At 46.0% G+C, this 12828-nt stretch carries 11 protein-coding genes; all 11 read right to left on the bottom strand.

The window, feature by feature from the left end; genetic code table 11:
- Positions 1-67 precede the first annotated feature (67 nt).
- Complete coding sequence (locus NST99_RS12560) at positions 68-1060, bottom strand: LacI family DNA-binding transcriptional regulator (RefSeq protein ID WP_341092060.1); 993 nt, start codon at positions 1058-1060, stop codon at positions 68-70.
- A gap of 44 nt (positions 1061-1104) precedes the next feature.
- Positions 1105-2193 (bottom strand): glycoside hydrolase family 172 protein, encoded by a 1089-nt coding sequence (locus NST99_RS12555; protein WP_341092058.1) that lies wholly within the window; start codon positions 2191-2193, stop codon positions 1105-1107.
- Between the two features lie 14 nt (positions 2194-2207).
- On the bottom strand, positions 2208-3041 hold the full coding sequence (locus NST99_RS12550) for a carbohydrate ABC transporter permease (RefSeq protein ID WP_341092056.1): 834 nt from the start codon (positions 3039-3041) through the stop codon (positions 2208-2210).
- A gap of 1 nt (position 3042) precedes the next feature.
- Positions 3043-3918 (bottom strand): carbohydrate ABC transporter permease, encoded by an 876-nt coding sequence (locus tag NST99_RS12545; protein ID WP_341092054.1) that lies wholly within the window; start codon positions 3916-3918, stop codon positions 3043-3045.
- Between the two features lie 103 nt (positions 3919-4021).
- Positions 4022-5356, bottom strand: a complete 1335-nt coding sequence (locus NST99_RS12540; protein ID WP_341092052.1) for an ABC transporter substrate-binding protein — start codon at positions 5354-5356, stop codon at positions 4022-4024.
- Positions 5357-5411: 55 nt separating this feature from the next.
- Positions 5412-6875, bottom strand: a complete 1464-nt coding sequence (locus NST99_RS12535; protein WP_341092050.1) for a glycoside hydrolase family 32 protein — start codon at positions 6873-6875, stop codon at positions 5412-5414.
- Positions 6876-7254: 379 nt separating this feature from the next.
- A complete protein-coding gene (locus NST99_RS12530) occupies positions 7255-7875 on the bottom strand; it encodes a GNAT family N-acetyltransferase (protein ID WP_341092047.1) in 621 nt (206 codons plus the stop codon).
- 40 nt (positions 7876-7915) lie between these two features.
- The gene (locus NST99_RS12525; RefSeq protein WP_341092045.1) at positions 7916-8266 is read right to left on the bottom strand and encodes a DMT family transporter; all 351 of its coding nucleotides are present in this window, start codon (positions 8264-8266) and stop codon (positions 7916-7918) included.
- A 15-nt stretch (positions 8267-8281) separates the two neighbouring features.
- Positions 8282-8602, bottom strand: coding sequence for a DMT family transporter (locus NST99_RS12520; RefSeq protein WP_341092043.1), 321 nt, complete (start codon positions 8600-8602; stop codon positions 8282-8284).
- 43 nt (positions 8603-8645) lie between these two features.
- On the bottom strand, positions 8646-8795 hold the full coding sequence (locus tag NST99_RS12515) for an Asp23/Gls24 family envelope stress response protein (RefSeq protein ID WP_341097631.1): 150 nt from the start codon (positions 8793-8795) through the stop codon (positions 8646-8648).
- Positions 8796-8985: 190 nt separating this feature from the next.
- Positions 8986-12696 carry a glycosyl hydrolase 53 family protein gene (locus tag NST99_RS12510; RefSeq protein WP_341092040.1) on the bottom strand — a complete coding sequence of 1237 codons (3711 nt, stop codon included), beginning with the start codon at positions 12694-12696 and terminating at the stop codon, positions 8986-8988.
- Positions 12697-12828 lie beyond the last annotated feature (132 nt).

The raw sequence follows: 12828 nt of genomic DNA, 5'->3' as shown, positions 1-12828 counted from the left end.
AAGGCTGCCGAAAACCTCTCGACAGCCTGTAGCCTTTCCAACCCTAGCGCATTGCTTGCATACCAGCTCAGCTGGTATGTCTTGCCATCAGTTCAATGGGGAACATCCTATCAACAGGCTGGGCAGGCTCCCCCTTCGATTCAATGGATTGAATCATTAGCTCCGAGGCATTCTGTGCCAGTTCGTTAATCGGATGCCGGATCGTGGACAGACTGAGCAGCTCGGATACAGTCGGCATGTCATCCACACCCAGTACCGCAAGGTTCTCCGGTACGGACAGATTCAGATCCTTGCAAGCCTTCAACACCCCAATGGCAGTGATATCGTTGAGGCAAAATAACGCCTGCGGCAGCTGACCATTTTTGCCCAGCTGCATCACAGTTTCGTACCCGAAGCTTTCAGTCATGTCTCCGGTAATAACTGTTGTGAGATTGCCCTTCTCCTGCATAGACTGGGAGGCACCGTTCAACCGGTCGTCAAATCCGGGGACCTGTCCATGCGGATAGGTCAGAATAATAATTTTTTGATATCCCCGGGACATTAAATGATCGACTCCCGTCTGGCCGCATTGATAGTCGTTCACCCGGACGATATGTGCTCCATAGGATAAATTATGCCGTCCGATGGTGATGACCGGAACATTGAGATCCATGAGCCTCGGCATGAACTTCTCCGTCTCCAGGGTCGCTTTTACAATAATTCCATCCACCATCTGGATATTCATGAAGATCTCATCAAAGTCCAGGAGAATCAGCTTGTACCCCATAGTCTTCAGTTGCTGCTTCAGCACCTTGGCGAAGTGCAGGAAATATAAATCTTCGAAATATCCGTCATAAGTGCTGTTCGACAGAACGAGTCCAATGGTATGCATTTTGCCGGTAATCAGGCTTTTGGCAACAGGGTTTACCTGATACCCGAGCTTTGTAATCGAGTCGCTTATTTTCTCCCGGGTCTCAGGGCCCATCCGGTGAAAATTACCGTTCATGAAATGGGAGACTGTTGCCGGCGACACGCCTGCATCTTTGGCGACCTGTACTAAAGTAACTCTTTGTTTTGCCATTTGCTGCACCTCTGCGAATTTACTTGCACAACTTGTATCCGCGGTTAACGCGGACGTCTTTCCATTACGTCCGGAAATTCCGGAAACGCCTGATGCGGCTCAGTCTGATACCAGTAGCTTATCGAGCTGATATCGTCACTGCGTTCAAATAAGGCTTGGCCGTCATGTCCTATTTGCTGTACAGTCACCTTCAGGTCCTCTTCGAACAGAATCGGATCAAGGATATGCCAGCGGTAGAAGCCCCGCATCGGGCAAGCCGCCCCGTCATAAATGTGTGACCGGGTGTTGTCCCTCGTCGCAAAATAAGGGAAACCCATAAATGAGGTGGAGTACGTCTGCTCCTGCACCGGGTTTCCATTGTCATATTTCACAAATCCCCAGGCACCGCCGAAATAATCCTCTGCCCCGGTGCCGCAGATCGTCGGCCAATCCCGGTCGCCGTCGATATAGAATTTCACTTCTCCTTCACCATACCAATAACGGGATAGGGAAGTCCAGGACATATAAGTGCCGATAAATTTGCCTCTTCCTTTAATTCCATCAATCAGGGTGTAATCCTGCCTCAGCACAGTGGGATTTTCTCTGCGGAACTGGGCGTGAAAATACTCGGTGTCCTCATCCAGCTCATCCACCAGCATATAGTCGAATTGATAGAAAAACGCCTCAATGCTCTGCGGATGCTCATTCGTAATCGTCACTTTGGCAGCTTGGCGGAAGGGCATGGCAAAGTAGCTGTTCATGCCGCCGACCGGATTAACGACTACCGGCAGTGAATTGACTACCGCCCGTGCCCCAAAGCCGTTGCAGAAGAAATCGCCCAGCGGCACTTCAACGGATGGACGTTCTTCATTGTCCCAGTACATGCGCAGCACCAGATCGCGCAGCACGAACCAGCCCGATTCGGTCTTATCAGTAACGGTCATCCAGATATGCTGAATGATCCCGGGACCTTCAATATCTACAAGCGTTGCGGTTTCTCCCTGAGCGAGCGAGATGAAAGCCTTGCCTTTGCGGGCAACGCCCAGAGGACCTTCCGCTTGGCCGCCTTGTCCCTTGAGGCCCTGCGGATTCTCCGCCGTAATCGCTCTGCTCTTGCCTTTCATTCTGCCAAACAGCTGATTCATCGATTGCATGTTTTATCGTCTCCTTATCCTTTGACTGCGCCGTCCGACGCCCCGGCCATTACATATTTATTCAGGAACAAGTACGTAACAATAATGGGAATAATGCTGGTGCTGATTGCCGCAAAAGTCTGGCCCCAATCTGTTGCCCCAAAGGCACCGATAAATTCCTGGAGCCCGACGGCAATCGTCTTGTATGCCTTATCATTCGTGAACGTGTTGGAGAATACGAAATCATTCCAGATGAAAATAAAGTTAATCGATGCCACTGTGATGGTTGTATTGATAGTAAGCGGCGAAATAATTCGGATAAACACCTGATAGATGTTGCAGCCGTCGATCACTGCAGCCTCTATAAGCTCATTCGGAACATACCTGTAGAAGCTGGTGAAGATCAGAATTGACAAGGGCAGAGCAAAACCAACCTGCGGCAGGATCAGTGCCGGATACGAATTCAGCAGCCCGTAATCCTTATACATAATAAACAGAGGAATCAGCGTAACCTGAATCGGAATCATGATGCCGATTGTAAAGAACAGCAGCAGCTTCGAATTCAGCCGGTTAATCATTTTGACAAGAGCAAATCCTGCCGTCGCGCTTAAGAATATAATTAGAGCCAGACAGGTAAAGGTTACAATGGCGGTATTCTTGATATACAGCAGCAGGCTGCTCTCCCGGAATACACTGACATAATTTTCGAACGACCAGGAGTCCGGCAAGGCGAATGGCTGAGTAGTCAGCTCGATGCTCGACTTAAAGCTGGACAGCATCAGCCAGACTACCGGATAGATTTGAATCAGGAGAATGGCAATGACCACGATATACAAAAGAGAAGAGGAGAGCTTGTTCTTTGCAAGCATGTCAGGCATCTCCTTTCCTTGAATTAAAAATAGCCCGAATAATCAGTACCGCAAGCAGACTTTCGATGACGATGAACACGGCAATCGAGCTTCCGTATCCATACTGGATGGTGGAGAACGCTTGTTTATACATATAAGTGGTGACAAGCTCGGTTGCAGACCCGGGCACACCAATAATGTAAGGAATGTCGAAGCCCCGCAGCGCCCCAGTTGTACACATAATCAAGGCCAGGCTCAGCACATGCTTGATGCTTGGAAGCTTAATATAACGAATCAGCTGCCATCCGGTTACACCGTCAATTTTAGCCGCTTCTTCGATTTCTTTGGGGATCGCAATCAGGGCCGCATAAAAGATAACCATATACATCCCGATAAACCGCCATCCCTCGGGAATGGACACAGCAATTAACGCCGTATGGGGATTGGAGAGCCAGGCCGATTGAAGATGCCCCATTCCCACCCAGTCCAGGAACATATTCAGCAGACCGAGAGGTTGAAGCGAATAGAAATTACGGAACATTTGTGCAATAGCTACGGTTACAACAACCGCCGGCAAATAGTATAGGGTTCTGAAGATTCCTGCGCCTTTGGTGACATAGGAGAGCAGCAGGGCAAAAAATAAGCCGATGAACACCTGCATAAATACCACAATCACCACGTATACCAGATTGTTTTGCACAGAATTCCAGAAATAGGTATCGTTGAACATCGCAATATAATTATCGAAGCCGATGTAGCGCGGCTCCTGAATGCCATTCCATTGCTGAAAGCTGTAATTCAGCGACTGGATAATGGGGACAAAGACCGTTCCCAAATAAAATATCAAAGCCGGCAAGATGAAGACTAGCCACGCTTTTTTGTCTTTAAGCACATTCATTTAGGGTCACCCCGCTTTTGTAATTACGCTATTATTGATTTAGTTCTCCACCCGGCCCTGTAGGCCCGGGTGGAGAACTATCAAGGTATACGAACTTATATTTTTATTTGCTGCCCGTATTCTTGGCAATGGCTTCATCAATCTGTTTGGCAAAATCCTCGGGAGTCATAAAGCCCATGGTCATTTTGGTAATCAGGTCGCTCATCACCGAGTTGGTGTTCGGATCAAGCAGAGTATCCCAAGGCTTGGCGAACTCTGAGCCGTAGTTGTCCATATCTTTTTTGATCCGCAGGAACAGCCCGGAGAATTTGGACTCGTCATCAATGGTGAATTTCAGTGGTGACATTTGTTGCTTGGCCACATAGACATCGCTGAAATTTTTCAGCACATAGCTCAGGAATTCCTTAGGCAGTCCATCGAACGTTTCCGCGGAAGCCCCGAGTCCGATGCCGCTGTTGCCGAAGAATTCATTATCCGGTGTAACCGCATTGCTGGTGGTTGGCAGATAGAAATAATCCACATTGCCCTTGAGTCCTTCCGGCAGGCTTTCTTCCACGAAGGATGGTATTTCCCAAGTTCCCATGTTGTACATCGCAGCCTGGCCGTTCAGGAACAGATTTTTGGCTGTCGTATAATCGGTGGTAGCGAATCCATCCTGAAAGTATTTTCCGATTTGAGAAGCGAAGTTAGCCGCCTGCATGCCTGCCGCATCCGACATTTTGGCTTTGCCCTGGCTCAAATCACGGATGAACTGATTGCCTGTGGTCCGGAACGGGTACATTGCCGCATAACGCAATACCGGCCATACATCAACGCCGTCTACAGCGATAGGAGTAATTCCCTTGTCTTTGAGCGCTTTGCTGACTGCAAGCAGATCATCAAGGGTTTTGGGCACCGCAAGGTTGTTGTCGGCAAATATTTTTTTGTTATACCAGGTCATTTCCATGTGGTATTCCATCGGCAGGAGATACAGGCTTCCATCCGGCAGCTCCTGGTATTTCAGCGCGGGCTCATAGAACTTATCATACAGCCCCTCGTCCTTCAGAAATTTCTCCATGTCCACCAGCAAGCCCGCTTTTACAAGCTCTTGGGCAAACGGGTCGGCATCACTGTCAATGAAATCCGGCATTTGTCCTGAGGCAACCAGCGTTCTCAGCTTGGTCAGGTAAGAGGGTCTGTCCGCCGTCACCTGAAGGTCCAGCTTAAAGCCGGGATGATCGGCGGCGAACCGGTCAGCAAGCTCCCGGACCGTCTGGACAATGGCCCCGTTCTCTGGTCTGGCCGAGAGCCAGGTCACCGTCTGCTCCTTAGGCGCATTCGAGGCACCGGCCTTGTCTGAGCTATTGTTGTCTGCGGAGCTGCCGCAGCCTGCCAGCGCGGCCCCGGCCAAGGAGAAAACTGCAAGCCCAGTGAATACCTTTGACATTTTCTTTGTCATTTTAAAAACCCCTCCAATATATTTATGTTATAAGTGCCGTGAAACCATTCTGTGTTCAAAGCTCAGCAGCCGTTTTCAGGATGATGTCCTGAACCGTTACAGCACCTTCATTGGCAAAAAATCCAAAATGGCCGTCTTTGAAATTATAGATCCGCGTAGTCATTGCAACTTCATTATTGACATAGAGGCATAAGATATCTTCTTCCAGAATCAGCTGGAAATGAATCCGGCTGTGGCTCGCAAAATCAAACGGACGCTCCAGCTCAATCATTTGCGGCTTGTCCCCGGCAATTTGCCATTGAAAGAATCCCGGCTCCGTTCTTGGCCACATATCAAAGGCAATCCGGTTGTGAAAAGGATCAAATTTGATGAAGTAACCATTGTCCAGTGCCTTGTCCGTGCGAACCGCGATCCCAAAGTCCTTCACATGCTGCCAATCCGTAAAGGAAGCCTCAAGCATGACCTGAGAAGGCAAAGGGTTAAGCACGCTATAAGCCAGCCCATCCGGGGAAGAGAGCTGCAGCCTGTTCCCTTGCTGAATGCAATTTTTCTCCTCTTGCAGCAGAATTTGTTCTTCCCTATTAAAATGTCCATAGATGGAAGACGGCATTCTCACAAGCAATTCTCCCTCTTCGTTCTGGTGCAGCTCATGGACAACCAGAGTGCCAGCCCATTCCCAATCTCCATAATCATTCGAGCCCTTCTTCGACGGAACCCAGCCAAAGGCGTACCGCTTCACGCTGTCGGTGGCTGTTTTGGCTGCATAAAATCCTCGGCCGTCAAAGGTATCCAGCGTCGGTGATGTGTATACGCCATCGATCGTTTTGCTCTTTTTATAATGGGTGACGAACTTCTCACTGAAGGTGGAGTAGACCAGGTAGTGCCACTCCCCCATCTTGAAATAATCGGGACATTCCATCGTAATGTATTTGTCCGGGCTGTAGAAGGGTTCACGGTATTTCCAGTTAAGGAGGTCATCCGATGTCAGAAGTGCGATGCACCCGCCTCTTTTCTCAGAAGAGTTCATTTCCCTGGTAGTCACCAGCATCCAATATTCCTGCTTCTCTTCGTTGAAGAACACAAAGGGATCACGCCAATCAAATTGCTCATAGATCACTTCATCCCCGTAAAGATTGAAGCCGCTATCCTTCGTCCAATGAATTCCGTCGGTACCGGTGGCCCGCAGTACAACTTGTAAGGGCTTACCATCCTTGCAAAACGCAGGGCCCGGGTTATGTCCCGTGTAGAAAAGATGGTACATGCCTTCCTTATCCTTGATCACAGAGCCCGTATACGCATTCCGGTCTAGAGCGCTTTCATCTCCGTTCGGCAGAACCTCTCCGTAATCCTCAAAGTCAAGTCCATTTCTGGTGGCCAGCAAATTCCATGAGGTATGGTTGCCATAGTCCCCCCCCACTCTCTCATCATGAAGATAGTAGAGCTTGTACTCCCCATTGTCATAAAAAGGAATCACATCACCGACCCAGCCATTCGCAGGTCTGTAGAATACTTTTCTCATTATCATCATCTCCATTAGTAAAACGTTTTACAAACATATAGTAACACAATTTTTATTATTGTCAACGGTTACATTTGTTTGTTTGCTGAGTTTCTAGGTATATAACGAACTGAGTATAATTGCATATGGTAAAACGTTTACTAATAAAGGACACTCTGCCCAAAGGCCACCTCTACAGGTTACGCATGTTAAGACAACGCCGGTTTTCCGCCAATCGACAGGCCATGAGGAGTAGAAAGTAGAACATTATCGTGAGCTACGGGTTGGCAGGAGATGAGAATTGAACGAGTCGTAAAACAAAAACAAGGAACCATCCTTCAGCATATTATTTGCCGAAATGGTTCCTTTGTTTTTAGTGTAGATAACTATAAATTCCCACTCATGTAAGGATATGCGGAAGGGGTTTTACCATACGGTACAAATAATACGGTTTTTTCTCTATGGAATCCGTAATCCGGTATCCTAGCCGCTCATACAGCTTGATGGCCCGGAAGTTTTCTTGCTTGACGGTCAGGGAGCATTTACCATAGTTGCTTAATCTGGCTTTTTCCTCTGCATAATGAATTAATTTCGAACCTACCCCGTATCCACGGCTTTCCGGCAATGCAGCCAACGCTCCTATATGGTATTCATCCGCTCTTCCCTCATTCAAGCTTACCGTAGACCACAACTCCCGCAAATGCAGCAGCGAATGCTTGATGAGATTCCATTTGCGCAGTTTGATTAGCTCCCGGACAGTGGGCCAAACCAGCTTATCCATTACAGATACCGGGTAGCAGGAAATGATCCCTATCGTTCTGTTGTCCAGCCTGGCTTCAAAAGCATATTGATGGCTGAAACGGTTCTTTCCGAGACCCCATAATTTTTGCAGAGTGTTCTCAATTAATGCTTTATCTACCGTTCCGATCAGCGGATAGGCCATATAATCCAGTGCCATCCCCATGAGTCTGCCTCCGGACGCCGATTTGGGATTGCCATGTGTTATTGAAATATTATCCATATAAAAGCTCCTTCCGATTGAATATGGTACTAATTGCAACTTAATTGGAATGACCCGTAACTCGTCCAGTTCCTTTTGAAGTATTCAGAAGAACGACTCCACCTACGATAAAAATGATTCCAATTCCAGTAAGAAATCCAAATGGATCATTCCATATGAAAACACCGAGTAAGGCAGTTAAAGCTGTTCCAACGCCTGCCCAAATGCCATAAACCAAACTTAATGGCAAAGTTTTCAAACAAAGTGATAAGAAAAGAAAGGCGGAACCCATTCCAACACTCAAACCTAATACGGGCAATAAATTTGTAAAGCCGTCAGAAAACTTAAGCATTGTAGTACCGAAAACTTCACCCAGTATTGCAATGCATAAATAGATATATCCTTTATTCATGTATTTTACCCCCAATCAATTTGTTGCTACCTTCATAATAACAACACCACTAATGATAAAAAGTATACCTGCAATCTTTTTGATGTTAACTGCCTCTTTATAAACTGCAATTCCAATTAATGAGGTAAGCGCAGTACCCGCTCCTGACCAAATGGCATATGCCGTACCTAAAGGTATGGATTCTATCGATACAGAAAGACCAAAGAATGCTAATCCCATACCTACTATGACTCCAATTGAAGGGTAAAACTTTTTAAATCCATTGGATAATTTCAACATCGAACTGCCAAACACTTCAGCCAAAATAGAACATGCAAGAATGAGATATGGATTCAATGTGTGTGCCCCCTAAATTTAACGAATTCGAGAATGAATGCGACTATGGTACTGTGATTTCTTCGACATCGACTTGAATACATCCGATTTCAAGCCCCGTGTATCGCTCTACCGCTTCTCTGATGTTCTGTTGCAGCTCCCTGCACACTACATGGATCCTAATACCATATTGCACGGCAATGCTTAAGCGGATATCGAAGTATTAAGGTACCTGATTTCAGTCTTTTTGTCTACTATCCGTTGAAAAATCAAGACTGATCCGGTTGGAATTGAAACTAAAAAAAGCCTGAACCAACAAGGGTTCAGACGATGACAATTCATATTCTTATCTGGTGACAAACTAATTTCCAAGTGATGCCCAATTAGAAATTGAATTCATATCGTTATTTAATACAGTTGTATACTATCTGTGCAATTTGTGCCCGGGTAGCAGAGACCTTGGGACCCAGCTCATTACCATTTCCCGTGATCAATCCTGCTTCCACTAATAACTTCATCGCATCTTTAGCATAACCGGATACAGTAGCTGTATCAACAAAGCTGTCATAGCCCTTATCATTTTTACCGGTTGGCAGCTCATCCAGTTGCTTCAGAATCTTGTAAAGAATAACAGACATATCTTGTTGGCTTATCGTTGCTTCCGGCATAAATGTATTGCCGTCCACACCAGAAACGAACCCTAATTTACGTGCTGTGCCCAGGTACTCGGTATAGTACTTATTCCCTGCATCCGAGAAATTATCGGTTACTGCGGCTTCTGTCTCGATCCCGTAAGCTTTCATGACCATCATCAGGAAGTCAGCCCGCGTCACATTTTTCTCAGGTGCAAATGTACTGCCTCCAACGCCATTCGCAATCCCTCTTGCCGCCAAATAGCCAACCGCATCGCTATACCAGTTCTCCGGGCTAACATCATTGAATTTCACTTCGTTATATCCCACAGCATAATTTGAGAGATGGGTTGTCTGAAAGTTAACCTTTCCTGTTGCTGCATCATAACCTCCCCTAACCGGTTTGAGGTTTTCTGCTTTGTTGATGTAATATACAACAATGGCATTCTTCTTTTCACTCGTCATTGGAGTATAAGGTACGCTAATTTTTAACTTCCCTCCATTGAATTCAGTAATTTCAGCATTACCTGCTTTTACAGAGAAATCAAAAACTGATCTGTCCTCTATTTTGTTCTGAACATTTTCTGGCAAGTCAGATTTAGCAAGCTTCATGATGCTTATTGTGCTATCCACTGCTGTACTACCACCAAGGGCAGACACTGCTTTTGGATCAAAAGTGATCGCAGCAATGCCTGCATCCACTCTTAGGTCAGCTTTTGTCGTGTCGACTAACGGTTTGAGAGCCTCCTTCGGAATGACTAAATTGACAGACTTTTCATTTGCTGCAGCATCAATCTTGATATCGATCACCACTTTTTGTCCAGCGGCTTCAGACTCTTTAACCTTTTGGACAAGGGCGGTAATCACGCTCGAATCAAGCTTGGCAGTGGCTACATTTGTTGCCATATCCTTTGTTGCCTTGATCATCACGGTATAAAACGTAGTATTGCCAGTGATAAGAGTACTAGGCTCTGTTCCTGAAGTACTAGGCTCTGTTTTTGGAGTGCTAATTCCCCCGTTACCGCTACCAGAAGGATTATTGCCGGCACCTCCACTAGTTGGGGGAACTGGCGTCCCTGGGGAGTCACTGGTTTTAACCAGAACAAAATCGTCATAGGAACCCCAGTCACCAGGCTTCGCATCCAGAGAAACCCCTATTTTCAACGTTCCGTCAATGACCTTAATATTTTCAATAGCTGCTTTGTTCCATACATTCCAACCCTTATTCGCAAAGCTGGAAGTTAATTGGGTCTGATCACCACTAACTGCATACAACTGATTCTTCATTTCCTCGCCAGCGCCCTGCGACCAAGCCGACAAAGTGTAGGTTCCATTCGTCAAGCCGGTAATCGTCTGAAATGCTTCAAATGTATATGCCGCTTCCTTCCAAAATCCAAGTGACTTTGCACCTGTGTAGGCAGAATTCGATGCTAAAGGCGTAGAATCAGGAGTGGTCCAACCCTCAGGAGTACCATCTTCATTAACATTTTCAAAGCTGGAATTCATAACAGGGTTCGGGTCCACAGTGAAATGAATGGTATACGTTCTTGTACCCTCTCCCGTTACAACAACCTTTGCGCTGCCAGGTAAAGCAGTTGCTTGTGTAATCACTGCCACTCCGCCGTCTGCTGTTGTTGCCGCAATTAAAGGTATGGTAGTCGTACCATACGGCAGAACCACATCATATTCCTGAATGTTTGGATCAAATCCCGGAACCGTAGCATTATTTACTTTTAAATCTGCCAATCGGGTGTTATCTTTCTTGATCAGCTCAAAATCGTCATTATTCCCCCACTGCCCGCCAGAAAGTTTATAATGGGCACCTACGGTTAGCGTTCCATCCGTAACTTCAATATTATCCAGAGTTGGCTTGCTCCATTGTTTCCAGCCTGTATTGGTAAAGCTCTGAGCTTTGCTGCCGGCAAAAATCTCCGAAACTTCTTCACCACCACCGCCGGAGACCCAGGCCGATAATGAATATGATCCATTTTCCAGCCCTGTGATGGTTTGAGAAGCCCTGAATTCAGCAGGGGTCGCACTATAGTAGTGTAATGCCAATGTACCGGAATGCACGTCAATATCGGTGCTAACCGCGCTTTCATCCCCTGAAATGCTCCACGAATTCAATCCGTCCTCAAAACCAGGGTTCTGTATCAAACTTGTACTGGGTACTACGGTAACTTCGCTTGAGGCAGTAAATCCTCCATCATAGGTAACAACTGATACGGTTGCAGTTCCAGTGGAAATTCCGGAAATAGTCCCACTATAACGGTCTACTTTGACAACTTCTGGCTTAGAACTGGTAAATGTTACTCCTTTATAGGTTGCATTCGTAGGGTCGATGATTGCTGATAATTTATCCGTCCCACCAACTTCAATATTAGCCGTATGCTTATCAAGAGCCACCGATACAACCGGATTAGGGTTGATTTCGCCAGCACCATCAATGAATGCATCCATAGCGAATGTCGGTGTGCCATCTATATTCCATGCGGATAAGGGATAGTCAAACATGATTCCTGTAGGTTCCCAGTAAAATATACCGGTTCCCATATGGTTTGGAACGCTATGCAGTTTATTTTGAACGGCTACAAGCATGTTATACACGCTATCAACATCCTTGGAAACGTCACCTCCGACTTCAACTATCATTACTTCCTTCCCATATTTCGCTTCCAATTTATTCATGTTTTCGCTTAATTCATTAATTGAGGATGTAAAGACTGAAGCCGGATAATAGGACAAGCCTATGATATCGTAATCGCTATCTTTGAGACCGGCATCTACGAGACCGGCAAAAAAGGGATCAACGCCTGCTTCAGCTCCATTTGCTCTATGGATAATAACCTTGATTCCTGGAAAAACCGCTTTCGCAGCGCTTGATCCGGCTTGAATCAGTTGAACGAGGTTGGACGTATTGCTGTAACTCCCCAACGGATGCATCATTCCATTATTAATTTCATTTCCTATTTGTACCCATTCTGGTGTTACGCCTGCTTCTTTTAGTGCATTCATCACCTCAGAGGTATATTCCGATACATGTACTTTTAATTGTTCTAAATCATCGTTAACCCATGCTGCAGGAGTGATCTGTTTTCCAGGGTCAGCCCAAGTATCGCTGTAGTGTAAATCAATCATAACCCTAAAACCGAGAGCGCTTACACGAGAGGCCAATGCAACTACTTCTTCTGTACTGTTATGACCATTGGAAGGGTCATCTGAGGGATCAACCCATGCCCTAATTCTTATGGAATCAATTCCATGATCCTTTAAAATCTGTAGAAGATCCTGTTCTTTCCCATGATCATTATAAAATTTATACCCTAAAGCCTCTAATTGTGGCAACCAGCTAATATCTGCGCCTTTGGAGAATGAGTCAGGAGCAGCCGAGGCTATTGCCTTTGCAGGTAAACCAAATGATGTCATAGATAGAATCATTGAAAATGTAAGAATGATTGCCAGAACTCTTTTTCTGTTTTTCATAGTACAGCCTCCATATTTAAATTTGTGAATCTTAGATTTTTCTTCTCAATTTAGTTAAGCGCTTTCAAAGATAATAATAATTTTTTTGTGCTAACCAGGTTGCCTGCGGTCAACGTTCACGTAACTTCCGTT

Origin of the sequence: Paenibacillus sp. FSL L8-0470 (assembly GCF_038008625.1) — a bacterium.
In the GTDB taxonomy this organism is placed as follows: domain Bacteria; phylum Bacillota; class Bacilli; order Paenibacillales; family Paenibacillaceae; genus Paenibacillus_AQ.
This window is presented reverse-complemented; position numbering and strand designations above follow the sequence as displayed.